Source organism: Coraliomargarita sinensis, assembly GCF_003185655.1.
In the GTDB taxonomy this organism is placed as follows: Bacteria; Verrucomicrobiota; Verrucomicrobiia; order Opitutales; family Coraliomargaritaceae; genus Coraliomargarita_B; species Coraliomargarita_B sinensis.
In genome coordinates this window covers 106,566-131,462 of the sequence record NZ_QHJQ01000006.1, presented here as the reverse complement: position 1 = coordinate 131,462, position 24,897 = coordinate 106,566, and the positions used below count along the sequence as shown (strand labels likewise).

The following is a 24,897-nucleotide window of genomic DNA, read 5'->3' as shown; positions in this document are numbered from 1 at the left end:
GAGCACCAGCTGTGTATGTATATTTTAAACTGAAGGGTCTTTATAAATGTCATAGGCAAGTAATTACTACTCTTGTTCATCAGGCGGATAAAGATCTACAGATAGGGGCAAGCTGGCTTCAGCGAGTAGCTGAGTTAAAGAGTTATCGAACCCTAATCCGATATTTACATCAAGGAACACACCACAGAAAAGCTCTGCGCTTCCGCCAGCCTCTTTAATAGTATTAAGGAATTCGAGATTGCTCTTCAAACTAGCTATAATTTCGACGATACTGCTCTCCAAGTCTGAGGCACTTTCCGATATGTGAAACTTATGGTGCCAAAACGTTTCTCGGCATACGTCCTTAAGTATTTTTTCATCTGGAGTTCTTCTGTTTTTTCCAGCGGCTTGAACTAATGAAGGAACAAGACCCAATGCACGAGTAATCTCATCCGGTTTAAGCGTTGGGTGTTTTATTCTAAGTGATACTTGGAATGTATAACTATTCAGTTTTACGTTCCTTAGATGTAGGCATCCGCCCCGCTTTAATTTGAGCGGTAACAATTACTTGTCTGAATACTCACCTTTGATTTTGTCGATTCGCTTAAATTCTCTGCGGACTCCGATTATGCCAATCACAATAATGAAGAAGAGCGCAAGCCATGCTTCGTATGGATGTAGACTACTCGGATCAATTCCAGCCCTAGTGATCGCTTGTAAGACGTAAAGAAACCCAATGATAATAAAAGCGTTTTTAAGGTAACTCATTTTAAAGGATTTTGAGGTGTATTGGAGAAATCTGTGAAAAATGAATCAGACAATTGATTAAAACCTGTATCTACAACAGAAGCAAACTGGAAGAGCGTCGCGGCTTTACTGACCTGTGTGGGGTCTTTCACGCTTACAATGGTTATTGATGGGAACGCTTGGGGAGACTTTCCAACTGCACTCATAGCTCCTTTTGAAATTATCTGGCCTCCGATTAAGTCAGTTCCAAGGTCGGCTATAGTCGCTATTTTTTGCGCAGTGGGGTCGCCCGGAGAGATTGTCTCAGCAACATCGTTAGCTAAGCTACCAGTTGAAACTGGGTCTCCGTTTACAAGAGCCATTGTGAAATTCTGCCAGTTTGCTCCGAAACCATAAGATGATTTCCCAGTAATTACAACCCCCGCAGCAACAGTAGCCATCGACGGCTCAGGGATTGCAGCAACACCAATTCCGACCACAACACCAATTCCATTAGCTACGATACCTAAAGTCGCTTTCCCTAACTGTCCCCAGCGTATTAATCCTGTGGGGTCGCTAAAGTTGATAGGATCAGCCCCAGCATATGCATACATATTCATGCCTCCGGAAAAGCCAATTGGGTCTTGGTTTATAAAACGGCGTAACTCCGTGGAGTAATAGCGGGCGCGCATGTGGAGCAGTCCGTTGAAATCAGTCTGCACGCCATATGCGCCATTGTAGAGGAACGGCGTGCCAGGGGCACTCGTGCTTGCCACAACTTCCCCGTATGCCCCGTAGGTAATTCTGTTGGAAACTGCACCGGTGGAATCAGTCATCGCCAACGTGCTACCCCGGCTATCGAAGTGATAAGCAGTGATTTGGCCGCCGGTTTCCTCGTAAAGTAGCTGTCCGCCTGCATAGACATAGTAGGTCGTCGTGGCGCCAATTGTTTTTTGTAAAAGCCTTGAAAGCGGTGCATGGGGATCATGGACAAAGGTTGTGGTGACTCCGCTTTCGGTCTTACTAATACGGCGATCTTCCGCATCATACGCATACGTCGTGCTCCCGGCTTGGGTGAGACGGTTACGCGAATCGTAAATAAATGTCGCCGATAAACCTTCCAAAACTCCTGTGGTCATGTTGCCGTCATCGTCAAAAATCGGACTGATATTCGCTGCGCCGCTCTGCCAATTGGTAATGCGGTCGTCATCATCAAAAGTCATAGTGGTTGGCGTGATGACATAAGGCACAGGCTCCGGGCTGACGCGCTCTTCCACAATCCGGCCGAGCGCATCAAATTTGTATTGCTGATCGAGCAAGACGATGCTGCTCGCAATATGGGTATCCGTCAGCCGTTCGACCCGTCCGGCAGCGTCGTAAAAATACTCGCGTTTGGTGCCATTCGGAAGACGCATTTCCATGAGGCGTGAGTTGCCGTCATAGAAAAACTCTGTTTCGCGGTTGGCCCAATCCGTCACTTTCGTCAGGCGCCCCGCATCGTCATATTCGTAATCGACATCACCCTTACTTGCCGGATAAGTCAACTTGGTGAGGTTGTTGCCGCCGTCATACTCGTAGCCGATGGTGTTGCCCTGACTGTCCGTGAAAGTCGCAATGCGGTCCAAAGAATCATACGCTCGTGCAATGGTATCCGAGCCTTCCTTGACTGTTTCTAGACGTCCCTTCGCATCGTAAGCAAAATCAATGGTTCCAGTCTGATCAACCGTCTGCTGCAGAAGCCCATCGTCGTAATAATTGTAGGTGACGGTCTGAGTGGACGGCTCTTCGATCGTCTTGAGCAAAAGGCGGTCGTCATAGGTGTAGTTGAACACGCGATTGAGCGGTGTGGTCAGGCTCTCCTGTAGATTGTTCGCATTAAAAGCGAACTGGTAGAGCTTGTTTCGCGCATTGGTCAAGCCCGTGCGGTTGCCCGCCCCGTCATAGGCTTGAGTGACGGTTTCACTGAGCGGGTTGCTTGTGGTTTCCAAGCGTCCGGCAGCATCATATCCAAGGTTACTCGTCTGATTCAGCGGATTGGTGATCTGGTCGCGGCGACCCGAATTGTCGTAATAGAAGAATGTCGTCTCATCGTCTGCCCCTGTCGCCGTTTCTAGACGCGCCAAAGGCGAATAGGTCGCCGTCGATTCGTTGTCGAAGCGATCCGTGGTGGAGGTCACATTACCGACCGCATCGTAAACGATGGTTGCTCCGAAATTCAGGTCATCGCGTGTGGTGAGTAAGCGGCGGTTCAGGTCGTAAGTATTGGTGACCGGATATGTATTGGTTTCGCCTGCGGTGGTGACTTCCGCGAAAAGCAAATCGCCCCGCGCATTGAAGGTCTGTGTGACGACCGAGGTGTCAGGTCGGGTGATCGAATTCGGGTAGCCATTGGCATCATACGCATTCGTGGTGATATGCGTCGTGCCGGTTGTCGGTCCCGGCGTGGTGATTGTTTTGATTAATCCGTCATGAATTCCAGATGTAAAATAGGTATAGCTGATTTCTCTGAGTAGCGGATCGGTGACTGTCACCAAGTGATGCTCCGCGTTATACGTGTAATCAGTTTCGTTGCCTTCCTCGTCGATAAGCTTCACCATGCGGTCTTCGGCGTCGTATTGCTGCTCGATTTTGTAGGTCGTGCCGGATGCGCCGTTACGGGCGTCGTAAGTGAAGCGGAGATTGTTCCGGTCGTCATACTCAAAGCGAGTGATGTTGCCGCGTCCATCCGTGCGGCGCACGAGCTGGTTCTGCCCGTCGTAAGCCATCGTGGTGGTATCGCCTGCGCCGTTGGTCGTGGCGGTGGTTCGCCCCTTTTCATCGAAGGTGTAGGTGAGGAATTCGCGGGCGGGGTTGATCTCGGCGTTCAGCACCCCGGTGAAGGCGTATTCCCATTCCTGCGTGGCATCATCTTCGGCTATTTGCAGGCTGACCTGGCCGAAGGCGTCGTAAGTGTTATGCGCAATAATTTCGCCCTTCTTGTTGAAAAAAGTTTCGATGCGTTCTTTAGCGTCGTAAGCGTAATTTGCCGTATGGTCTTCAGGGTCGGTCACGCCGGTGAGCAAGTCACCCGTGTAGGCGAAGTCGACATCGCGCCCTGTGGAATCGGCCACCTTAGTGAGCAGGCCGTTTGTGTAGGTGAAGGTTAGCGTGCGCCCGTAGCTATCCGTCACAGTCTCTAATTTACCCTCGTCCGCACCGGAGGCGTAATAAGCGTAAATCAACTGCTTGCCATCGGCATCCGTGATGGACTGCAATTTATTATCGGCGTTGAAGTCGGCCACCACGTCGAAACGCTCTTCCAGTGAGTATTCACCCGTGCCGCCGTCTTTAGTAAGAATACCGGTCATCCCGGCAGGTGGGAGGAAAGTCCCATCGGCGAGCTTTGTGAAAGGCAAGGTGCGCCGCCCCATTGTAAGGGTCGCCGTGTTGTCCTCGACTTCCGCCATGCCCCAGTAGGCGGCCAAGGAGCCGACGACCCAGGCTTTTGGCGAGGTGCTGAGTTCCATCATGTCGCGAACCGCCCAGAGGGAAGCAATCAAACTGGCCGCATGGACGGGCGTTGAGCCGCCGAATGCAGCGTTCGTATCGGCATGTTCGATGATTGTGGATTGGTGATTGTGACTCCAACCCTTGCCCATGCCGGTATCCGTGCCTGCCGCGAGCGAGCTGTAATGACGGCTGAAGGTCAGTCCCCGAACTCCGGAACCGGACAGGCTCAAATCAGTGCCATCGTAAACGTAAGCACCCGTGAGCATATCAATCGGCTCAAAGGAAAGCGGGTTCTCGATATTGTCCGGCCCGTAAGTCGGATCGCCGGGTATCGGATAATCGAAGAAGCTGATTTGCCCCGAGGTCGTCGCGAAGCCACCATTTAGGAAGACACCCGTATTAATCAGGGCAGCTATCCCCACCGTGCTATCCTCAAAGTAACCCAGGCCCGGGAGGTCATCAATTACGATATTGCCGTCCTCCGGCACAATTAGAGCACTGCCGCTGTTCACCGCGTTTTGAAAAACCGTGTTACGATAAAAGCTCGTCCATCCGGCAATGAAATCCGCATCGGCTTGAATGGAGGCGTAATTGGCACTGGTGGCATAGAAAGTCTTCCCGCCCGCCAGATTGTTTTCACGCACGTAGCGCACGGTGGACACCGCATTGTAGTCGGGATAACTTTGCTCGATGACTCCGTGTTCCATTGCACTGCCCATGAGCGTCATGGCGGCAAGGTTTTCGCCGTTTTGTCCTGTGCTTTGATTATTCGAAATCGGTAAGGTCGTGGTGGGAATATCGACTCCGAACCCGGCTTCCTGCTGCACCAGCGCCATCGTGTGATGAACAATTGGTGTAAAGTTATTCACGTTTGAGAGCATGTCCAGCATGAGGTCGAACTGGTAGAGCCAATCGAGACCCATGATATAGAGCGTCTCTGTGAGGATTTCCTGGTCGGATTCAATCAGGCCATCCCTCCTGTATTGGTCGATTTGCTGCTTCGCCTGACGGGAAAAATCAACCGCGCCGGAGCCGCCATTATCGTAAGCATAGACGTAAGTGCTGTCGCGCTGTATGGGGCGAATTCTGACTTCGTCGAAGGCCGTTCCCACTCCAGAACGGGTAAAAGGATAGAATATCGCGTAGGCCACGCCAATATTCCCGCTGTTCAATGTCGTCTCCTGTGCCTGCAGTTCACCATCAATGCGAATTTCAGCGAGTGACGTGTCCGTAAAGGTGAAGGATATTTTCTTGCCGCTAAAATCGGAACTGGGCCCCTGGTAAGAGATAAAGGGCTGTTCGGTGAATTGGTCGCCCGCAGCTGTGACCTTGCCGACTGCCACATTCATCAGTGTGTAAAAGCGGTAGGTCGTTCCATTGAATCCCCAATCCGTGTAAGGCTCGGGAAAGACAAAGGTATCGTAACTCCCGGAGATGTAAGCGTTCGGGCTATAGAAAGCATCACTCAGGTCGGTGCTAGCGTTGACTTTCTTAATTCGGCGACCTGAAACAATCTCGTCGACTGCTGCGGTTGGATGGTTGGCCTGAAGTTCCTGCACCAGATTCATGGCACAGCTTTGCAAGTAGGAATTCACTGCAGGTTCACTGATGCCCTGCGCATAGTCTCCAGTCTCTGTGCCACCTGCCGCCGTCAGAAGGCCTGCTTGGGTGTAGTTCATTGCCGTAGCCAAATTGAGGCCGGCAACTTCATCATAGGCCTTAAAGGCCGGAGACAAGCCCCGTGCCACACCATCTATTGTGGCCTCGCACCAGATTTGCTCCAGGGCATACAAGGTTCCGCCGCCTGCGGAGCCCGAGAAATAGCCGGCATTTCCAGTGACGTTTATTAGAGAGTTCAAGTCGTCCGTCCCAAACCATTCGTGTGCTTCGTTTATCGGCATGAATATGAGACCGAAACGGTAATTTGCGGTGTAGCCCGCAGCACGTAAGCATTCGACCAAGAGCAAAGCTTGGTCGGCATCATTGGCGCGGCGGCTGAACCAGACGCTTTCAACGTCCTTCTTGAAGCCGAAGTAAGGCTGGAACTCAATATGGTTGCGAATGAGATTGTAGATCTTCGCGGCATCTCCATCTGTCGCCCGGACAATATTCTGCACAACTTGAGGGTGGCCCGATAATCCGGGAAAGGAGGATGAAGCGGATTGGGTCTGAGGCTCCGGATTTGTAGGATTTGCCGTGCCCGCCTCTCCCGCGCTGGAAGTCGAACCATTTAGACTGTCCAGATCGGGTGCACCGACAACTGGTTGGGCACCCTCAAAGGACTTTGAGTAGTTGGCCGGAATCGTGCTGGCCGACAAGGAGCTGAAAGTCGCGGCAGCGGCAGTCAGAAAAGAGAACCAGAGTTGTTTCATTTCAGTTGAGTAAAAGGTTTTAGAGGGTGCTTGCCTGGATCCGCATGAAGAATTTATCGTTACTGCCAACCGTGGGCAGGAACTTGACCGTAACTTCCTCGACGCCGCCTTCCTGTTGGACGACGACCGTTTCCAACACTGCGGGCGGATCTGTTAGCCAAGGTTGGGTCAGATCAAAACTAATTTGTGTGCTATAGCTGAGATGCTGGGTCGCAGACAAAGGGCGTAGATATTTGAGGGTAAAGAACTGATCACCCGTTTGGGGATCGGGAACCTCCAAGCTGATCGGTGTGATATTCTGCGCGTCAGGGACGGAAGGGTCTTTGCCGAAGGCGAACTCGAACAAATGGCTCATGCCATCCTGATCCGTATCCTCACTTGGAATGAGAGCCGTCGCCGTGCCCGAGAAGCGGATCTCAAAGTAATCCGGCATGCCGTCCGAGTCGGTGTCTTCGGCGGGTGTGATTGAAGTGATCGACTCGATGTTCCCGTTAGCATCGTAGCTGAAAGAAGTCGTTTGCCCGCTCGGCTGAATGCTCCAGATAACGCGCCCCGCCGCATCATAGCCGACATGGCGCGCAAGCAAGGACAGAGAGCATAGCAAGAGTATTGCACCCAATTTAACGAACAGAAAAGATTTCATGGACAGGCTCATTGAGATGTTGGTTGCTGTGGTTACTGTTCGGAGTAATTGAGGATGATATCCCGCTTCTTGGGCGGATTGGCCTCAAGATAGGCTTTGCGTGCCTTTCGTAGCTTCCGGCTATTTTCGTAGGAAATTCGGAGTGCCTTTTTATTATGCGCGTAGTAGCGGAGCATCGCCTCCAATCCACGGTATGCTTCCGGGTTTTCATCACCTTCAACAATCAGATATTCGAGAACGCCTTCCGTGAAATCGGACAATTCCGGTGACCACTTGCCTTCTTCTTTATGCGATGTTGTCCGCGTAATGATCGAAAATACGGAGTAGCGCGAGTTCTCATCCTCAAAGCTCCCAATGCCTCCCAAGTGTAAGAAGTTCGCGTTTGTAAAGATGCGATAATCTTGTTTGCCCTCCGTCCACCAGAGTTCGCTTATCCCGGTTTCTGTATCAACTTCGCCGGACAGCGTCAGGTTTACATAAACCTTGTCGGGTTCGACAAAAAAACCGCGCTCCGGGGAAGCGGCGGTTTCGGTGGTTAGGGTATCTTCGCTCGCAGCATCTGTCTCTGTGCTCCTTTGCTTGGAAGGTTTTACCAGATTGAAGACGATTGTTTTGTCACCCTGCTTGAGCTTCACGGTTCGAGTGATATCCGCGCTGTTCAGTTCGGCTTCACGCGCATCTTTAGCTGCTTCTTTGGCCTGTTCTTCGTCGGCAACAATTTTTGCTGCTTCACTTTCCGATATGATTTCAGGTAAACCCTCGTTGGCCCAAAGAACAGCAATTGGAATACAAGCTAGAGTAACGAACAGGGGAAGAGTACTTTTCATGGTATTTAGTGAAGAGTAACTCACAAACCAAAGTAAAGGTCGAGAGGAAGATTTGTGAAATCCAGGTAAAGATGATCGTATTAGCTATAATAAGCTTAGGTATAAATTAGTCATTTGGGACTAGTTTATCTTTATTCGGGGGAGGGCGGCTGTTCCCGAACGTCTGCTACGTGCCCACCTTAAGGAGAAATCGCATAAACAGATGCTGCTTTTTGCGCGATATTTGCAGGGGGAATCACATTGAGTCGATATGCCTGAAGTTTCAAAGCCTGCAAAGATTGCGTAAAATACATACAATAGGAAATTAATTGAATTCATTAAAGACGCTTGCTCCTTCAGCTTTTGGTTTTGCATTGCAGAAGCCAGCTTTGACGGCTGGTGGATTCGACTATCCCGATTTGGTGGGACACTTCTCTCAACGAGGTCCCATCAATTCGTATCAGTTTGGCTGCCTGCTTTTTTTACTCGGCAGTATAGCGTTGTCTCGCTGGGGGTTAATCCTCTCTTTAAGAGAATCCCGTGTCCAGTTTTCTCAGGGCATATCACTAATGGACGTTAGAAATGAATGAAACCTTCCTACTGAAATTTGTTCCTGAGCAATGGACACCATTAGAACGGTTTGCAGCCTTCGCGGCAGATACATATAAAGACAGACATGTTTCCGAAGGGCTTGCCGCTATCACCGATCATTTAGAAAAATACAAGGTCATAGCGGGACTTGCAGATGACCTGATCCCTACGATGCATGAAGATCGCAAAGAATTAAAAGAAAAGGGATACTCTTCAAGCCGTCGATCTAGGCAGATTGCAGCACTTTGCGAAGTTCTTGTCTGTGAACTATACTCGGCCATCGACGGCCTTCGTGACACGCTTTACGGGATATTTCGCGACGTGCAGTCGATACAAAAGTCATCTAACGAAAAACTCTTCAAAAGAGCTAAAGAAAGAAAATATGGTTCTGGTTTTCCGGAATGGCTTAATGAGGTTTTAGCGATTGCTTTTGATGAATGGTTCCAAGATCTAAAGGAATTGAGGACCGAACTGACGCATGGTCAGGTTGGAAATTGCAGCCTGTCTGAGGATTTTAAGACTATTCGCTATATGAATACTGGTCTTGGAGATGACCATAGAGCATTTGTCATTGATGACTTCATTCAAAAAATATCTGGATATGATAAAAATGTTAGACTTCTCTTCGACTCCATATTTGAGGGGTTATATCCCAGCCTTAGGAAAATTCCAAGATTGCAAATTTGCGGCATGTATAAGGCTCGCTGGTATGGAAGAAAAGTGGCTCCAGAAGAAAATTTGAGTTTCAAGCATGGGGCATGTGTTTCATGGGATTGGTTTGAAGAGAAGGAAGGCCTCATGTGTCCTCTGGCATCCAAGTGTGTGGCATACACCCGAAAAGAAAAAATGGAATTTTAGCCAGATGAGAGTGGGGACGGCATTCGCCGCGTAATCTGTTTTCTAGGTCAGTGTCAAAAAGCGGCACCGATACGATAAAGACAGCTTATCGGTTGGGTGGCTGATCTTGACTGCTTCGAGCCGCAGTAAAACAGCGAGCAAATCATAGGAGTTGCTTTTCGCGTGATATTTTGAAGGTAAAGCGCTTTGAGGCAATATTTCCTAAGGAAAAGCTGCATGGATCGAAGCTGCTTTGGAGCAAGGCAAACATTGACGCACTAGAGCCTCGGTGGCTGAATGCCCATGTTTAGTTGCACTGAGCTCCACACCATACAATATGGATAAGAATAAGATGCTTGAAAGGCGCTTCAGAGAAGGAATGCGCTATCTCTACGATGAAGAATTTAAAGCTGAAAAGCAGCGAATCTTTGAAATGAAAGAGCAGTATAGAGATCTTCCAATCAAAGATTGGCCTGACTTTACAGTTCGATGGTCACTCGAAAAAGCCGATCAGCACTATGCGTTCGATGGCTTGGACCCTGAATCGTTTTTTGAGGAATATCCGGAAGGCCTAAGGGTAATTGAATCAGTCAAGATTGCAGAGCTAGACGACAGGCTTCATAGTGTTTCTCGTCAGCATCCAGATGAGTTTTGGAAGATTGGATGGGTTGGTTCAAAAGCGGAAATAATCCTACATTTCGTGGAGAACAAAGCCCTGACTCCACCATTAGTCTGTATTCACAACGGAAATCTTCTTTACATAGGTGGAGGTAACCAGCGTCTGGCGGTTGCACGAGCAAAAGGCGAAGAGGCTATTCCGATTTTGGTCAAACCATCAGAATATGATAAAGTAATAGACATACTTAATTGCAGAAGCTAACAATATTTAGTGAGACAACGGCATTGCGGCTATCGGCTCACTGTGAGTGAAAAGAATGAGTAAACATGAATAAAATAACAAACTATATCCTAATCACTATTTTTAGTCTCTGCGGTATTATAGCGTTTGGCTGTAAGCCAGAACCGGTTCAAAATGCAGAAATTATTCAGATTGAAAAAGCTAAGGAATTAATAGCGGCGAAGACAGTTCAGGCTGAAAAATACAACGAAAGCTCCGAAGAAAATAGAAAAGCGATGATTCTTGAGCGCGTTCCAGGAGTATCTTTCGATAACATTGAAAGACTAGGGCGAACTGATGAAAACGTGACCCTTAAAAACAAGTGAATATATCCAGCCAGAGCTGTTCAATCTGCAGTCACGTCGCCCGAGCTTTCGAGAGCCACTTGAGCCACGAACCTCGCAGGCACGGGTGTCGGGTTTTTATCGCTAAAAAATGAAAGTAAGAGATAGACTTACAGAGATTTTTGACCGAGGAGACGGTGAGCGAGAGTTGCAATCCTTTTTGGAAGAAAATCCAGCCATACTCTTGGAAACCCCCATGTCTGTGCTCGGGCATCCAACAATCCTGTTGAAGGAATTTCCACTTGGAACACAATATCGGGCCGATTTTGCGATCATAGCACCATACTCTGGGGCATTCGAAATTAAGCTTATCGAGGTTGAACCGCCGAAAGAGAAAATTTATACGAAGGACAAGGTTCTAGCCAAAAGGGCGAACAAAGCCTTCGAGCAAATAAATAGCTGGAAGAGTTATATTAGGAACCATAGAAGAGAGGTCTTAGAAACTGTCGATCGGTATGGGAAAGAGAAGGATCTTTACCGAGGTCCACGTGACTCTTTGACATGCACTGCCGGGTGTTCCATCTTCGATCCTGATGTTCATGTATCCTTCTCGTATGCTATTCTAATGGGAAGGCGGAATGATCTGGGGGGATATATGCTGGGGCGGAAGTCAGCATTCAAAGAAGACAGTGATGTGGAGATTATCACATGCGACAGACTCTTTCACGCTGCCGACAAAATCGACGCTAACCCAGAAATCTATATCTGACAATCCGAGGCTTAAGTTGGCCTCCATAATAAAGGAAATGTATTATCTAGGAATAGGCGTAAAAGACGGGCAAATCTATGTTGGTGGAAAGGTAGGCTTGCGTCATCGGCTCTATCCATACCCGATGCTTCTACCCTTACGCTTTGAGCCGTTTGAAGGGATGATTGATTATCCAGATTCAAGAGATTTTGCTGGCCGTCTCTTCCTCGAGGACAGCTTTGACCCCGTCACCAGAGTCCGGAGAGGTCGGGTGTACTCGGGAGGTCATGCCACGAGGGCTTATGTTTCCGAGCATAATGGGTTAGCCGGCGATAAGGCCTCCATGATGATGTATGAATATCAACGAGACCCGCTACACAAATTCAAGGAGTTGCACGGGGCACGATTACCTCTGGTGTATCTAGGATCTGAAGACTTCAGATCAACGTGGCGGATCGTTGATATCGAGCAGGATTCCAATGATACATTTGTTGTTGTGTTAAAATCTTACAGATCGCTCGGAGAGATCCCTGAGATGAAATGGGAAGAGGTCCCGACTGAAATAAAGCGACAAGTCGAAGAGCGGATTGAGGACGTTGAAGTCAGCATTAACCGCGAGGGGCCAAAAAATGTAATCGACCGGTGCCGTGATGCTGTGGGGCTGATTATCGGGCATTTAATACAGTCACCCGGTAAAGATTTAAACGATGCGATCGACGCTTATTCCCGCCACGAGTCAGGCAAGCATAAGAAATTGGTTCAACATGCGTCGCATACAATTCGCATTCTCCACTCTCGAGGTAAGCCTAATGTGGAGCACAAGCTTCAAACCCCTCCACTCGTTGAAGAAGATGCCCAATTGGCAGTGAGATGCTTCGGCACTATTTTGAAGGAGGTAGGATGGGCAAACTAGTTTACTTTAGCGATGAGTGGTTTTTGCACCATACAAGGAGCTAAATGAAATCTGAACTACACATAGCCAAAGCACTTTGGCGTGATCTTTATGCAAGTGCTGCGATAGCTGATGCCCAGCGCTTCCTCAAACTTATCCAGAGCACTTCAGACCCTGAGGTTAAGTGGCCTCTTTGGATTGCATTTATTACGTCCTACGCACGTCCGTTTACGAATAATGCCGATATGGGTATGATTAGTAATAAGGCTATACCTAAAGAGCTGCGTGATCTTCATAAATCACTAACCCAAGCGCGTGACTTACTATACGGACATACTGACCCTTTAGAAACGTTAGATGACGGTCTAGAAGCCAATCAGCTCTTTGTAGAAAAAAGAGGCGATCAGATTTACCCTGTAGCGCTGACGCTTTGCCCAGATGATAGTGAAATAATTCGTATTCATTCGCTGTTAAATGCTCTTTCTGATGATCTAGTTGCAAGAACGGAAGATGGAAGAAATCGTATGGCCGAAAAACTGAAGGGTGCGCAGGATGGAACTTATAAATTTACCTACCCGAAAGCCACAGCCGAGCCGAACTGTGAGGGATGACGCAACCCATTAGGTCTATTCACGCTTGTATTCCGTATCCTTTCTCTAAGATCGAGGCCTGTAAGATGAAACCCGATCAGTCATTGCCCATTTTTGAAGATATTGACCAGCACCCAGGGAATTCGTTGATGCTAGCTTTGCTTTCGTATGGAAGCACAAAAGATATTTTATCAGTCAACAGTTTCGAGGTATTGCGCTTTATTCAGGAGATTGAATCTGGACGCTTCTCTGAAATGGCGCTCGATAGGTCCAGGAGGCTTGAATATCGAGATTTCGAGAATCATATGGTCCGGTATTTTCACAATTTCCTAGCAGCTGTGAAAACGATGGTGGAGCACACTCGGAACATGATGCGGTCGGAACTGATTTCAGAGGACCACAGAAACGAGTATCAAGAAGAGTTGAAGGAGTTATTCTCGGACGATTTGCCGAAATTTATAGAGGATTTTCGCAACTACACCCTGCATTACGGGTTACCTAAGATCTCGCACGTTTGCTCCCTTCCAGAGGAGAAGTGGCAGGTTATATTAGACCTGAAACAGCTTCACGATTGGGACAAGTGGACATCAAGGAGCAAGAGATTTATGAAGGAGCATCCTGACCAAATCCGACTATCGTGGCTTGTCGAAACCTATCAGGAGAAGGCTTTGACAATGCACCAATGGCTAGTCCACTCATTCACAAGACACTACGGAAATCACTTTGAAGAGTTTGATCGACTTCGGGCAGCATTCTTCAGTGCGAATAAAGACCAATCAGTCGAGTAAGTTCATCGGCATCCGCTGTGGGGCCGGATAATAGGTTTTCTAGAACAAGAGCTTTAACATTGAAGATGCTGGTGTTCTCAATTCTTGTGATTCCGTGTCTAAGTTTACCTGGGATCAACTTGATGGCGTGCTAACCTGTGAGGCGGAGGGTATAACCGGTCGGCCTTTTGCTTCAAATTTTTCCGAGGTCAGCCTTTCGACTTCGTTGCGTATGGCGACTCGGTCCGAGGTCGTTAACTACAGCGAATGGTGTAACGGAGAGTTGAGTAAACTAAGTGAGAACTGCCCCCTCCATGGTAGGATCATAGGTGGCACCTCAAGCATTGTGCTGGGCGACAGCGACCGGTCTGAGGGATATGGAATCTTTCCGGTTCGGCAGAGAAACGTGCTGAGGAGTCAAGAGTGGGTGGACTACCGTCAGCATTTTGTTTCTAGCTTAAAGGCTGTGGGCCATAGCGTTCGCTTTTCTTATGCGCTATCTAAGACGCTCACAGAGTTGTCAGATAATATTATTCAGCACAGCGAGCCGGATGGAATTGACGACTTCAAAGGGGTGGTGGGCTATCACGTCGACTCTGACGAGTTCACCTTATGTGTTTCGGATGCAGGACGGGGTATTTTAAGCAGTTTAAGGGATAATCAGGCGAATGCCGACCTGAATACTGATACTGAAGCTGTCATGGCTGCAGCAAAGGATCACAGGTCACGTAGGCCGGACAACTGTGGGACTGGTTTCAAGCAGTTGTTTAGATCCCTGGCGGATTTGAACTGTCGGATTTCATTTGCATCCGGAAATGCGAGGGTCGTCTTTGAGGGGATCGGCGAACAGAGCCTTACAACCAACGTTTCTGCTAATGAAGTTGGATTCCACTTGGAAGTGTTTTGGAAAAACCCCAAAATAGCTTGACAATCTCACTGAACTAAGTGAGATATAGGCCATGTTGTTGATTGAACTGAAAAAATCCTTTCCCGAGACGCCTTATTTGTGGGGTGCATCCTTGGGCGATGACCTTTGGGAATCGGTTCGCGATGAAGTCAAAAGGAGCAATGCCCAATCTGATATTGTAGCCGTTTTCGATTTCGAAGGAGTTAAGGCAACAAATGCTAGCTTCTTGAAAGCTTCCATTTTACCCTGCTTCAAAGAAGCGGATTTAGCAGTTGGAAAGCAGGTTTATCCACTAGTGAAGAATCTTGCCCACGACGTGGAGGAGGAAATTCATGAGATTTTCCACGCACGTAAGTTGCCGATTCAAAAGATTCTCAACCGCGATAATTCTTTTTCAGGCATACTCGGATATATTGAGCCATACTTAGTCGATACGTTACGCCTACTAGCAAAGACTGGCCCATCTAGCGCACCCAAGCTGCGTGAGATTGATGACTCTGGTATCGGAACCACTGGTTGGAATAATCGCTTGAATGAACTCAATGCACTACGCTTAGCGACACGCAAGAAGGAGGGTAGGAGCTGGATTTTTCAAGCTATAGCAAAGGAGATAGAATAATGGGACTCGATTTCATCCAAAAGAAGAACAACCAGTTCGTCACTTGTGAGCGCCGCAGTTTTGAGGAGCAGCTTGGTGGGGATTCCCTGTTTTCCGCTACGCCGCATCTTGTTCATCGGCGGTTTAACTGCATCTTAAATGATGATGTTTCTTTCCAGGCTGTTCCGGGGAGGCTTGGAATTATTATTCTCACTGCGCAGGGCGCTGCAGTAATCGCCTCGGAGGCTCCGACTGAGATATTGGGCTATATCACAGGCGGTGCAGAAGAGGAAATTCGGCATCTTTTCGAATCTGAACCCCAGGTGCCGAACTGCCTTCCGGTGAAGATTGTGGATGTCAATGAGATCGCACCGACATTCACGGTAGAAATCGTAAACGATGAGGAGTCTCATGATTAGCAGGAAGGCAACTGATTGTCGGCAGTGTGCCTTTCATTCTGAATGTGGTGGCATGGACCAAGCGCAGCTTTGGGGCTGCTTTTCATACTGTGCGTCAGAATGTGACCCTCAAACATGTCAATTTGTATGCCCGATGAAGCCTTTGGATTTTGCTCGTCGGCAAATGGAGGTAGCAGGCGACCATTTAGCTTCAGTGAAGCATTTGGAAGTCCCCGAGGACTGCAACGTCCCGTGCTATATTCCAAGGATATCGACCGGTGGATCTAGAAGGGATCATCCAGTTGAGTCTGACTTTGTCGCGCTTTCCCTTTACGATCTCTTCGCGTTGAAAGGTGCGGATAATTATAGGAGCAGGTTTTCGGGCGCACGGGATTTGCGGAAAAAGTTCAAGCTGAAGCAGGACACTAAAATTCTTGTGGTTGCGAATAACTTTGATCGGAGATTAGAGAGATTTTGGCGTTACCATGATCGTTTGAATGTAGTTCGAAATTTGAGTGAATTTAATTTATGGGGGTTGGTTATTCCAAATTTCTCATTTTTCCGTGAGGCTCCTCGGACGCATTCCCTGTACAGTCGTAAGCGTATCGAGTTCGTGATGAAGACACTCACTTCTGCGGGTTTGCCGATCATTCCTCACTTGCAGGCCTCGGTGTACTTCGAGAAGGATTGGGAATACTGGCTCCACTTCCTCAGAAGATATCCTGAAGTGAGGACGGTTTCAGCTGAATTTGGAACCGGTTGGCTTCAAAAGGAGCTTGCTGATCGGGCAATCGAAAAGATGAGGGAGCTATCTGGTCAACTTGGCCGACCGCTGCACTTGTTAGCCTTGGCTGGCGGTGGCGTCTACCGGGAACTGAGGGATGTTTTCGAAACGGTGACCCTGGTTAATCATACGCCATATATGAAAGCGATGAAGCGGCAGCGCTTGGGGCTCGGTATGAATTGGGAGCACTCGCCGACGCTAGAAGGTGAATCCGTCTCGGCGATTCTAGACCACAATATAAGAGTTTATTCTGAGCGAGTCAGCGACGGTAAACCCGTTGAGGAAATTCCAGAAATATATGAAATATCTGAGTCCTATGAGTTGCTTCCTCTAGCCGAAAATTTCTAGTGATGATCTTATTTTCCAGCCTGTTGCATTCGGGCAGGCCGCTATCCATTTTGTGGCAACGCTCTCTTCCCAGTTTTGAATATCAAACCACCTGCATTCATTCACATCGAAGACGTGCTCTTTATACAGCCCAATCCAATGAGAGTGCCTGAGAGCCTTAAAAAATCCCAGTTTTTGACCTTCCCATGGGCCTGTTGGTTCGAGCCATGCGAGGCCCACATTCGGGAAAGTTTTGTCCTTGCGATCAGCCCAAGATTGACCGCTCAGGATTAGTGCGTCCCTCATCGACATAAGATTAGTATGTTGCTTCTGAGGGTAGCCAACGAAGTAGCGCAAGACATTGCAGACTGGAAGTCCCGTAATCGCGGCAAATGAGGCAGGACCACAGCACACATTAAGACGTGTAAGCGCAAATTCGATGTCTGGGGGTATGTAAAATGGTGTCATGCTATATTAAGCTCATGTTTGAGCCCTTGATCTAATGCGATCGGTATCGTTCTTGTAAATCTAATATTGAACAAGACTCCTCCAAGATAGTGCCTGGATTATGCAAATGGCTCAAGATCAACGTCGGAAATTGTGATTCTCCCCAGGTTTCTAGCGGCTTTAACATACACGCTCAATGGATACGTGGCCTTGAAGTATTTGTTCCGTTCGAGTTTTAAACCCACCGGGTGCTCTATTTGCAGGAGTTCGTCGATTGAGACGTACCCAACCTCCGGGTAGCCGTTGCCGAGGTCGCATAGGCCAATCAAAATATCTTTATTGTCAGGTAAAATCGCAGTAAGGAGCCACGATGCTGAATGCCAAGGAACAGTCATTAGGATGACAGGTATGTGGTCAATATCTAGCCCTTTCTGGCCATTCGCCAAAAGTCGGTTGTACTGCTTTTTAGTGAACAAATGTGGTATTTTATCTTTCATATTAGTTATTATGCTTTGGTTCTTATCTTTTTGGATCGGCTTTTGGTTGGCCGAGACCTTCCAACGGGACCAATTGAATTTCGTGTGACTCTGTTTGGGCTGGTTGATTCTTATTTCGCTTCAAGCGTGCCTTGTTTTATCCGTCCATTGGATACTCATTTTCATAGTCAATTTCTCCGGAAACGATGGATTGCTCCATGTGGCAGTAGTGGAGCTGGTTGAATAGATTGGCTAGAGTTTCGGATTTATTGGATTTAAGATTCTCTAATCCTGTAAATAGGCGTTCGATGATCGGCAGCTTGAACCAGTTCTCTTCTGGCTTGTCCTCATCTACATGCTTATAGAGGCTGGCAACTAGTGCCGCATGGAAGTCGCTGATTACAATTTCCCTGATTAAGAATGCCTCCGGTGCGCAAATGATACACTCGTTTTCCAGTAACCGCACTAAGCCTCCGGTTGAGCATTTTGACGAAGCAACAACATCTCCCTTAAGTAGTAGGTGGCATAGGTCCTCTTTTTTGAGGATAGTGTAATTGTTAAAGAAATAATTCTTCGATAAAACTGTTGATATTGTGGTTTTCATTTGATGCCTCCTTCAGTTCTATCGAGCGCATTTAACTTGTTGATGGCGGCCTCGAGTGATTGTCGAGTGGCGGATATTTGATCCGTGGGCACTGTAATTTCAGTGGTATCAAGCAGGTTGATGACGTTAAGAGCATCATCAATTTTTGTGAAGGTGCGGGTTATAAATGCTGACCGCTGTTGAGGCCTTCTTGCATTCAGGGTCTCGGCGATCGCTTCGGGTGTCTTCTTCGTTGACTTTTTCGGTGCGGGCTTCTCCTCGATTTGGGCATCTGCGGACCTTCCGTACTCACGCAGGCCGGGGAGGGCACCCATGAGGTGAAAATGGTCTGAAAAGCCGTCTGGGCCATGTTTTGACATCTCCGTGATCTTTAGGATGAGGCTGTGAAACCATTCCTTAAACTCACAGGTCATCACGCATGACGGCGGCGCTTGATCGGTGATGGCTTCTGCTAGTTCCTCGAAGGTGTGAATCGCCCTGTACAATGCGGTTTTTCCGGATGGTAGGCCTCTCGCTTTTAACAGGGGATGCCCAAACTCTTCTATTAAATGTTTTTCATCTCTCGTGGCGGCTTCCTTGTCCCATCTGTTATAAAAATAAACGAGCGCATAGGTTTGAAGAAGTCCCTCGATGCGTAAGCGCTCAACCGTTTCGCCGAATTGGATCATTCTTCGACCTGTTTCGATTAGGCGGTCTCTAAAAGAGGCCGAATCTTTTTCATCCGAGCCGATTAAATCCGATAGCTCAAACAAGTCGGTTCGGTTTAACTCCAGAGTTTTGTGGAAGTCACATGCGGGCGGCTCGTTGGGGGTGTCGAGAACATGCTGGGCCATAAAAAGCAGGCACTTTTCAGTCACGTGTTTGCATTTCTTATTCTCCTCCTTAATCGCGGCCATTCGCTGATCTTTGGGTATTTCTTGAAGCCGAAGTAACGCGGGCCCAAGGTGTTGCGCAGCGAAGTAATCAAGCTCCTGTTGAAGATCAGAAGCTGAGCAGCGATGTGGGTCTGCAAGCCATTCTTTGAGTCTGTTGACGATGTATTTATTTCTGTACTTCATAATTTTAATGGGTTTGGGGGATTTATTCCGCCCTGCGGAATAAATCCCCCACGTTGAGTTTAGAACGGGACTTCTTCGTCGTCGTCCTCTTCCTCTTCCTCCTCGGAGTAGAAGCTAATTTCCAGACGCAAGCCTTCCGGGCTTTCCAAATCTTGCTGTTGCTCAAGAGCTTTGTTCAGCGGTCCATCAATCCGTTGCATCAACTTGGTGGCTTGATTTAAAGCGGACTGGACCTTAGTCGTGTCAGAATACAATTTTTTGAGGCTGGGGGGCATTTCATGGTCGTCCCATTCATCCATGATCGCGGCTAGGGCTTCGTAGCCGGCTGCAAACCGTTTCTCAAAGCTAGAGCTCATCCAGTTGTGAAACAGAGCTATTGGTATCGCCTCCGCTTGTTTGAGATCGAAGAAAAGTCCGATAAGCAGAACGGCTTGAACATCACTGATCGGCACGCTGAAAAGCTCGAAAATAAAGCCCGAGGTGAAATGACCCTCCGGCATGAGACCAAGGAAGCAAGCGACTACATCGGGATCGCAAGTTGTATCCATTATTAAATTGGAATCCCCGTCGGTAAGGGCGAGAGTCTTCTCGCCAGGTGGGTCAGTCTCTATACGGGCGATACTCGTCAGACTGAAGTTTGTGAGGCTTTCAGTTATTTGGTTTTTATTATGTTTACTCATGATCTTGATGTGTTGTTATTACTTATTTATTGCTGAGACGTAGGTCGTCGCGGGTCCACGTCCGTGGCGCGTGACGATCCCAGTCTTCAGGAGAGGCTTCAGTTGGTTGCGAGCTGTTGAATTTGATACGCCGAGGCTTCTCGCGATGGCGCTGCAAGTCAGCGGTTGACCCGCATTTTGACGTAGGAGGCTCTGTACGCTTTCGGGTGCGCCTGTGGCATCGGCCTTACGGACTGCCTTTGGTTCGGGGCGCTCGTGTCTGCACGCGATGATTCCTCGTGCTAGAATTAGGCCGACCTCCGTAATGATACGCTCCTCAGACTGACTTCTGCGGCGGCTGACCTTTCTAGAGCTGGATTGAACACGTTGCATTTAACGTGTTTTTTTGAGCGCTCGCTATTTTACTGCAACTGTCACAAAAAAGTGCCAGAAAAGGCTAGAAAGTCCCTTGAAATAGGGGATAGGTTTTAAAATATCGAAAATAATATACGTTAAGAATGGAATTTGACTTCTTAAAACTTGAAGAAAGATTGAAAAATCTTGCCGAAGGAGAGTTCGTGCCGACTTTACCATTCAAGCGTGCGAAAAAGATAGGAGCCGAATTCGGCTGTTCTTATGAGCGGTCCAGTCACTTACGGCGCCGCCTTTTTCTAAAAGGGCGAGTGGATGGTCTCGAAGACTTCACACCTAAAGAACTACAGGGTGAAATTTACCGGGGCGAAACAATCGCATCCCAGATGGAAGGCTGGGGCCACTACCTAGATTCCCTGATTTCTGGGCGTTCTGTAAAGACCAGCCCAGAATCATATCTTTTCCGAAATGAGATTGAAGGGATTCTAGATCTTTTGTGTCGAGGTTTCAGCTGTCAGGCTGCTCAGATTAATCCTTACAAGGTTGAATGGCTCACTAGCGACAATCAATGGCTAAGCAAATCCGCTGATAACCGTGCTCGCGCTTGGCGCAAATTTGTTTTGGATTATATAGCTCCATCGGCGGGGTCCATTTTTGATTGGTCATGTGCGCTGAGTCGCAGCGCTGAACGAACGGATTCATTCAGTGACTCGATTTTTAAGCTTCATGAACTACTTGCGATTGAGGCATCTGGTCAGGTTTTTCGTCCGACCTTTTTGGCAAAGAGGTCGGGAGCATATGAACTCAAAATTCGAGCGAAAGAAATAGCGGTTGCCGTTGAGCTTTTGGAAAGTGCTGGCGTCTGGAATGTGATCCCAGCCCTCACGGATATTTCAGGCCTAGGGACTCGTCCTGCGGTGACTAAACCTATTGGTCTCTTCTTTGACTCGGGCTTTTTCCTATACGCATCGAAGCGCCGTGGGGATATTATGAAATGTGCGAGACGCGCAAAGGAGTCGATATGCGATGGGAATGAAGAGTTCACTGAAAAGGAACCAGCCAAAGCTTCCCCACGAGACATGGCAGAGCTGGACAAGCTGTTTTTTCATTTTGTCGTGAACGACATTTTAAGGCATGTTCAGGATATGGATGGGGTTTCGGTGACTCACTTTTTACGACCACCGGCTAAGCGACCGTTCATTGTCGTGAAGCAGGGCGAAAAGTTATTTCCAATCTGGATTTCTTACGCGGATGCAGGGCCCCGAGCATTTCAGGCATTAGGACGAATCAAGGAGTTTAAGGATTCGACTAAATTAGCAATCAACGCGACCACGAGAAAGATCCAAAGAAAGGGTAGGCGGATTTCTCTTCCCTTTGATATTGTGCTGAAGCCCTGAGCTTGTGAACGGCTGAGTATCGAAGCTCTGGTGCGGAAGGGCTCACGCCGCTGCGAACTCATCCGCCAATAGTTCGGCCTGCTTGAGGATGTTTTCGGTTGCGATTTTCTCCAAGTCCGGTGGGTAGCCAAAGCGTTTGAGTGTGGTTTTGACCAAGGCTCGCATCTTGATTCGGACCTTCTCCCGCTTCGTCCAGTCAATCGTGGCGTTCTTGCGAACCAGGTTTACCAAGACGATGGCCAGGTCCTTCAGGGTGTCGTTATCCATGACCTCTTTGGCCGAGTCATTATCGGCCAGGGCCATGTAAAAGGCGTATTCGTAGTCGGATAGTCCGACCTCTTGAGCTTCAAGGTCGGAGGCCTTGATTTCCTTGCCCATCTCGATCAGTTCCTGAATGACTTCTGCAGCGGTCAGCACGTTGTTTTGATACTTGCGGATCGCATTGGCCAGCATTTCAGAGAGCTTTTTGCTCTGCATCGCATTGCGCTTGGTGCGGCTCTTGATCTCGTCATTGAGGAGCTTTCTGAGTAGCTCCACGGCGAGATTCTTTTGCTCCATTCCACGGACTTCATCCATGAACTCATCCGAGAGGATGGAGACGTCCGGCTTTTGGATTCCGGCGGCATCGAACACATCGACCACGCCTTCAGAGACAACGGCTTTGTCGATGAGCTGGCGCACGGCCGACTCAATCTCAGTCGAGCTTTTGCCGCCATTGTCGCCACCCGCTTCATCGAACTTCGCCAGTCTCGCTTTGACGGCTTGGAAGAAGGCGACTTCGTCTTTTGCCTCCATCGCCTCCACACTCGGAACCGCCAAAGCAAAAGCCTTGGATAGCGCATTCACCTCCTTACAGAAACGCTCTTTGCCATCGTCGATGCCGAGAATGAAATCCTGCGCTTCCACCAGCATCATCATCTTGCGACGCGTATCGGCCTCGAAATACTCATCGTAGGCAAATCCGTGGAGGATTTGCGCGACGACTTCCAGTTTCTCGCGCATGAGCGCAATCGCTTCGGATTGATCGAAGGTCGGTTTTCCTTTGCCACCGCTTTCCGTGTAGGTGGCCAGAGCTTCTTTCAAAGATGTAGCGATCCCCAGATAATCGACAATCAAGCCACCTTCCTTGTCCTTATAGACCCGATTCACCCGTGCGATAGCCTGCATCAAGTTATGCCCCTTCATGGGCTTATCGACATAGAGGGTATGGAGGCTGGGTGCATCAAATCCAGTGAGCCACATGTCCCGAACGATCACGATTTCCAGGCCGTCGGACGGGTCTTTCAGTCGCTCGGCCAGGTTCTGGCGGTCGTGCTTATTGGTGGCATGCCTTGCCCATTCGACAGGGTCGGAGCTGCTGCTGGTCATTACCACCTTGATCTTGCCTTTTCTCAGGTCGTCATCGTGCCACTCTGGGCGGAGTGTCACAATCGCCTCATACATTTCGACGGCGATGCGCCGGCTCATCGCGACGAACATGACCTTACCTTCAAAGGCTTCCTGACGCGTCTCAAAGTGCTGGATAAAATCTGCTGCTACCGCTTCGATCCGCTTGGGATGGCCGACAATCGCTTCGAGCTGTGTCCATTTTGCCTTGGCCTTCTGGCTGGCTGATTCCTCCTCGCCTTCGGTCAGTTCTTCAAACTCACGGTCGAGCTCGGGGATCTTCTCCTCATCCAAGTTGAGCTTGGCGAGACGCGACTCGTAGTAAATCCGCACGGTCGCCCCGTCTGCCACGGCCTGCTCAATGTCGTAAACGTCGATATAGTTGCCAAAGACGGCTGGTGTCGATGCGTCATCCCGTTCAATCGGAGTTCCGGTGAACCCGATGAAGCTGGCCTTGGGCAAACCGTCCCTCAGATACTTGGCGAAACCGTATTTGATGACAGCTTGATCGCCTTTCTCCACGGTCTTTCCACCAAAGCCATACTGCGAGCGGTGTGCTTCGTCGGCCATGACGACGATGTTCCGCCGTTCTGAGAGTGTCTCATAGACCGAAGAACCTTCCTCGGGAGCGAACTTTTGAATGGTCGTGAAAATAATCCCGCCACCCTCGGTTTTGAGCAATTTCTTCAGGTCTTCGCGGTCTTCCGCCTGCACGGGCGTCTGCCGGAGGAGCTGCTTGCAGCTCGCGAAGGTATCAAAGAGCTGCTGATCGAGGTCGTTGCGATCTGTCAGCACGACAATTGTGGGGTTGTTCAGCGCCAGCACGATCTTTCCGGTGTAGAATACCATCGAGAGCGACTTACCTGATCCCTGCGTATGCCAAACGACGCCGGCCTTTTGGTCACCCGCTGGCTGGTCTTTGACAGACGGCAGGTTGTTATAAGTTCCGGGGTCCTCTGCTGCGGTCTCCGTCTCTGTGTTTGCTGTCGCACGGAGGGTCGATACCACCGCCCGATTCACGGCATGATATTGGTGATAGGCCGCGATTTTCTTTACGGTCTGAATTTGCTTCAGGCCGTTCTCATCCTCGCTCTCAGTCTTCTCAAATACTGTGAACTGTTTAATCAGGTCGAGGAGCACGTCAGGACGAAGCATCCCTTTGGAGAGGGTTTCGACCTGTGGCACGACACGATCATCTTCCTTGATGCCGTCGACGGTCTTCCAACGCATGAAGCGGGAAAAGCCAGCCGTCAGCGAGCCTGTGCGAGCCTCGATACCATCGGAGGCCACTAGAACGGTATTATAGTAGAAAAGCTGTGGAATCTCCTGCTTGTAAGTCTGGAGCTGGTAATAGGCTTTGCGAACCGTCGCATGCTCATCGGACGGATTCTTCAGCTCGATTACGACCAGCGGCATGCCATTGACCAGAATGACCACGTCAGGGCGCTTCGTGACGATCGTGCCACGCTGCGAAGCCTGCACCGTAAACTGATTGGTCACTTCCAATCGGTTGTTCGCCGGATGTTCAAAATCCACGAGATTCACGATCTCGCCACGCGCTTCGCCGTCTTTCTGGATTTCAACTTTGATTCCCTCCGTCAGGTAGCGGTGAAACTCCTCGTTGTTCTCCAAGAGATTCTGGCTGGAAAGGGACAGCACCATACGCACCGCAGTATCACGAGCCTGTTTCGGCGCCTTCGGATTGAGTGCCGCGACCATCTCCCGCAGGGTTTCCTCCACAATAACCTTCTGAGGCTGAAGCCGATTGAGCTCTTCGGGAGCAACGAAGCGATAGCCTTGGTTTTCCAGGACTTCGAGGCAGAATTCTTCCACGGCTGACTCTGTAATGCGTTCTGACATGG

General features: G+C 49.0%; 23 protein-coding genes. 12 read left to right on the top strand and 11 right to left on the bottom strand.

All coding sequences use genetic code 11. The features are described from left to right. Positions 1 to 66: 66 nt before the first annotated feature. From DDZ13_RS09730 to DDZ13_RS09710, 4 genes are all read right to left on the bottom strand, one after another. Complete coding sequence (locus DDZ13_RS09730) at positions 67 to 543, bottom strand: DUF4279 domain-containing protein (RefSeq protein WP_110131266.1); 477 nt, start codon at positions 541 to 543, stop codon at positions 67 to 69. Between the two features lie 200 nt (positions 544 to 743). Next, on the bottom strand, positions 744 to 6,566 hold the full coding sequence (locus DDZ13_RS09720; RefSeq protein WP_110131264.1) for an RHS repeat-associated core domain-containing protein: 5,823 nt from the start codon (positions 6,564 to 6,566) through the stop codon (positions 744 to 746). 19 nt (positions 6,567 to 6,585) lie between these two features. Then, positions 6,586 to 7,209 carry an RHS repeat domain-containing protein gene (locus DDZ13_RS09715; protein WP_158279870.1) on the bottom strand — a complete coding sequence of 208 codons (624 nt, stop codon included), beginning with the start codon at positions 7,207 to 7,209 and terminating at the stop codon, positions 6,586 to 6,588. A gap of 32 nt (positions 7,210 to 7,241) precedes the next feature. Continuing rightward, positions 7,242 to 8,036, bottom strand: coding sequence for a hypothetical protein (locus tag DDZ13_RS09710; RefSeq protein ID WP_110131262.1), 795 nt, complete (start codon positions 8,034 to 8,036; stop codon positions 7,242 to 7,244). Between the two features lie 561 nt (positions 8,037 to 8,597). Between DDZ13_RS09710 and DDZ13_RS09705 the strand changes: the two genes are divergently transcribed. The 11 genes from DDZ13_RS09705 (at position 8,598) to DDZ13_RS09655 (ending at position 16,657) form a co-directional block, all read left to right on the top strand. Then, complete coding sequence (locus DDZ13_RS09705) at positions 8,598 to 9,464, top strand: hypothetical protein (RefSeq protein WP_110131261.1); 867 nt, start codon at positions 8,598 to 8,600, stop codon at positions 9,462 to 9,464. A 316-nt stretch (positions 9,465 to 9,780) separates the two neighbouring features. Next, positions 9,781 to 10,323: a hypothetical protein gene (locus DDZ13_RS09700; RefSeq protein WP_110131260.1), complete on the top strand. Its 543-nt coding sequence runs from the start codon at positions 9,781 to 9,783 to the stop codon at positions 10,321 to 10,323. A gap of 65 nt (positions 10,324 to 10,388) precedes the next feature. Next, positions 10,389 to 10,667, top strand: a complete 279-nt coding sequence (locus tag DDZ13_RS09695; RefSeq protein WP_110131259.1) for a hypothetical protein — start codon at positions 10,389 to 10,391, stop codon at positions 10,665 to 10,667. Positions 10,668 to 10,776: 109 nt separating this feature from the next. Then, entirely contained in the window at positions 10,777 to 11,394 is a 618-nt protein-coding gene (locus DDZ13_RS09690; RefSeq protein WP_110131258.1) for a Shedu anti-phage system protein SduA domain-containing protein, read from the top strand. Between the two features lie 37 nt (positions 11,395 to 11,431). Then, positions 11,432 to 12,286, top strand: a complete 855-nt coding sequence (locus DDZ13_RS09685) for a hypothetical protein (protein ID WP_110131257.1) — start codon at positions 11,432 to 11,434, stop codon at positions 12,284 to 12,286. Positions 12,287 to 12,330: 44 nt separating this feature from the next. Continuing rightward, complete coding sequence (locus DDZ13_RS09680; RefSeq protein ID WP_110131256.1) at positions 12,331 to 12,876, top strand: hypothetical protein; 546 nt, start codon at positions 12,331 to 12,333, stop codon at positions 12,874 to 12,876. 65 nt (positions 12,877 to 12,941) lie between these two features. Continuing rightward, a complete protein-coding gene (locus tag DDZ13_RS09675) occupies positions 12,942 to 13,643 on the top strand; it encodes a hypothetical protein (protein ID WP_146209324.1) in 702 nt (233 codons plus the stop codon). A 94-nt stretch (positions 13,644 to 13,737) separates the two neighbouring features. Further along, a complete protein-coding gene (locus tag DDZ13_RS15740) occupies positions 13,738 to 14,550 on the top strand; it encodes a hypothetical protein (protein ID WP_233246133.1) in 813 nt (270 codons plus the stop codon). Between the two features lie 31 nt (positions 14,551 to 14,581). Further along, positions 14,582 to 15,148 (top strand): hypothetical protein, encoded by a 567-nt coding sequence (locus DDZ13_RS09665; RefSeq protein ID WP_110131253.1) that lies wholly within the window; start codon positions 14,582 to 14,584, stop codon positions 15,146 to 15,148. Next, positions 15,148 to 15,546: a hypothetical protein gene (locus tag DDZ13_RS09660; RefSeq protein WP_110131252.1), complete on the top strand. Its 399-nt coding sequence runs from the start codon at positions 15,148 to 15,150 to the stop codon at positions 15,544 to 15,546. The genes DDZ13_RS09665 and DDZ13_RS09660 overlap by 1 nt, the downstream gene beginning before the upstream one ends. A gap of 133 nt (positions 15,547 to 15,679) precedes the next feature. Next, positions 15,680 to 16,657: a DUF4417 domain-containing protein gene (locus DDZ13_RS09655; protein WP_158279869.1), complete on the top strand. Its 978-nt coding sequence runs from the start codon at positions 15,680 to 15,682 to the stop codon at positions 16,655 to 16,657. On the opposite strand, the gene DDZ13_RS09650 is transcribed toward DDZ13_RS09655, so the two are convergent. The 6 genes from DDZ13_RS09650 to DDZ13_RS16015 form a co-directional block, all read right to left on the bottom strand. Then, positions 16,640 to 17,104 (bottom strand): hypothetical protein, encoded by a 465-nt coding sequence (locus DDZ13_RS09650; protein ID WP_110131250.1) that lies wholly within the window; start codon positions 17,102 to 17,104, stop codon positions 16,640 to 16,642. The genes DDZ13_RS09655 and DDZ13_RS09650 overlap by 18 nt on opposite strands. A gap of 98 nt (positions 17,105 to 17,202) precedes the next feature. Beyond that, complete coding sequence (locus tag DDZ13_RS09645; RefSeq protein WP_110131249.1) at positions 17,203 to 17,580, bottom strand: DUF2958 domain-containing protein; 378 nt, start codon at positions 17,578 to 17,580, stop codon at positions 17,203 to 17,205. A gap of 136 nt (positions 17,581 to 17,716) precedes the next feature. Further along, positions 17,717 to 18,163 (bottom strand): hypothetical protein, encoded by a 447-nt coding sequence (locus tag DDZ13_RS09640; RefSeq protein WP_110131248.1) that lies wholly within the window; start codon positions 18,161 to 18,163, stop codon positions 17,717 to 17,719. Beyond that, positions 18,160 to 19,221: a hypothetical protein gene (locus tag DDZ13_RS09635; RefSeq protein WP_110131247.1), complete on the bottom strand. Its 1,062-nt coding sequence runs from the start codon at positions 19,219 to 19,221 to the stop codon at positions 18,160 to 18,162. The genes DDZ13_RS09640 and DDZ13_RS09635 overlap by 4 nt, the downstream gene beginning before the upstream one ends. 59 nt (positions 19,222 to 19,280) lie before the next feature. Continuing rightward, complete coding sequence (locus DDZ13_RS09630) at positions 19,281 to 19,901, bottom strand: hypothetical protein (protein WP_146209321.1); 621 nt, start codon at positions 19,899 to 19,901, stop codon at positions 19,281 to 19,283. An 18-nt stretch (positions 19,902 to 19,919) separates the two neighbouring features. Then, the gene (locus DDZ13_RS16015; RefSeq protein WP_110131245.1) at positions 19,920 to 20,273 is read right to left on the bottom strand and encodes a winged helix-turn-helix domain-containing protein; all 354 of its coding nucleotides are present in this window, start codon (positions 20,271 to 20,273) and stop codon (positions 19,920 to 19,922) included. 125 nt (positions 20,274 to 20,398) lie between these two features. Here DDZ13_RS16015 and DDZ13_RS09620 point away from each other — a divergent pair, with 125 nt between their 5' ends. Next, a complete protein-coding gene (locus DDZ13_RS09620; RefSeq protein ID WP_110131244.1) occupies positions 20,399 to 21,649 on the top strand; it encodes a hypothetical protein in 1,251 nt (416 codons plus the stop codon). 42 nt (positions 21,650 to 21,691) lie between these two features. Here DDZ13_RS09620 and DDZ13_RS09615 read toward each other — a convergent pair whose 3' ends face one another. Next, the gene (locus tag DDZ13_RS09615) at positions 21,692 to 24,895 is read right to left on the bottom strand and encodes a type I restriction endonuclease subunit R (RefSeq protein WP_110131243.1); all 3,204 of its coding nucleotides are present in this window, start codon (positions 24,893 to 24,895) and stop codon (positions 21,692 to 21,694) included. Positions 24,896 to 24,897 lie beyond the last annotated feature (2 nt).

Coding starts and splice junctions, on each gene's coding strand:
- DDZ13_RS09630 (WP_146209321.1), bottom strand. CDS start 19,901: ATGAGTAAACATAATAAAAACCAAATAACTGAAAGCCTCACAAACTTC.
- DDZ13_RS09705 (WP_110131261.1), top strand. CDS start 8,598: ATGAATGAAACCTTCCTACTGAAATTTGTTCCTGAGCAATGGACACCA.
- DDZ13_RS09640 (WP_110131248.1), bottom strand. CDS start 18,163: ATGAAAACCACAATATCAACAGTTTTATCGAAGAATTATTTCTTTAAC.
- DDZ13_RS16015 (WP_110131245.1), bottom strand. CDS start 20,273: ATGCAACGTGTTCAATCCAGCTCTAGAAAGGTCAGCCGCCGCAGAAGT.
- DDZ13_RS09675 (WP_146209324.1), top strand. CDS start 12,942: ATGAAACCCGATCAGTCATTGCCCATTTTTGAAGATATTGACCAGCAC.
- DDZ13_RS09635 (WP_110131247.1), bottom strand. CDS start 19,221: ATGAAGTACAGAAATAAATACATCGTCAACAGACTCAAAGAATGGCTT.
- DDZ13_RS09710 (WP_110131262.1), bottom strand. CDS start 8,036: ATGAAAAGTACTCTTCCCCTGTTCGTTACTCTAGCTTGTATTCCAATT.
- DDZ13_RS09680 (WP_110131256.1), top strand. CDS start 12,331: ATGAAATCTGAACTACACATAGCCAAAGCACTTTGGCGTGATCTTTAT.
- DDZ13_RS09620 (WP_110131244.1), top strand. CDS start 20,399: ATGGAATTTGACTTCTTAAAACTTGAAGAAAGATTGAAAAATCTTGCC.
- DDZ13_RS09665 (WP_110131253.1), top strand. CDS start 14,582: ATGTTGTTGATTGAACTGAAAAAATCCTTTCCCGAGACGCCTTATTTG.
- DDZ13_RS09645 (WP_110131249.1), bottom strand. CDS start 17,580: ATGAAAGATAAAATACCACATTTGTTCACTAAAAAGCAGTACAACCGA.
- DDZ13_RS09650 (WP_110131250.1), bottom strand. CDS start 17,104: ATGACACCATTTTACATACCCCCAGACATCGAATTTGCGCTTACACGT.
- DDZ13_RS09720 (WP_110131264.1), bottom strand. CDS start 6,566: ATGAAACAACTCTGGTTCTCTTTTCTGACTGCCGCTGCCGCGACTTTC.
- DDZ13_RS09690 (WP_110131258.1), top strand. CDS start 10,777: ATGAAAGTAAGAGATAGACTTACAGAGATTTTTGACCGAGGAGACGGT.
- DDZ13_RS09660 (WP_110131252.1), top strand. CDS start 15,148: ATGGGACTCGATTTCATCCAAAAGAAGAACAACCAGTTCGTCACTTGT.
- DDZ13_RS09615 (WP_110131243.1), bottom strand. CDS start 24,895: ATGTCAGAACGCATTACAGAGTCAGCCGTGGAAGAATTCTGCCTCGAA.
- DDZ13_RS09715 (WP_158279870.1), bottom strand. CDS start 7,209: ATGAAATCTTTTCTGTTCGTTAAATTGGGTGCAATACTCTTGCTATGC.
- DDZ13_RS09655 (WP_158279869.1), top strand. CDS start 15,680: ATGAAGCCTTTGGATTTTGCTCGTCGGCAAATGGAGGTAGCAGGCGAC.
- DDZ13_RS09695 (WP_110131259.1), top strand. CDS start 10,389: ATGAATAAAATAACAAACTATATCCTAATCACTATTTTTAGTCTCTGC.
- DDZ13_RS09685 (WP_110131257.1), top strand. CDS start 11,432: ATGTATTATCTAGGAATAGGCGTAAAAGACGGGCAAATCTATGTTGGT.
- DDZ13_RS09700 (WP_110131260.1), top strand. CDS start 9,781: ATGGATAAGAATAAGATGCTTGAAAGGCGCTTCAGAGAAGGAATGCGC.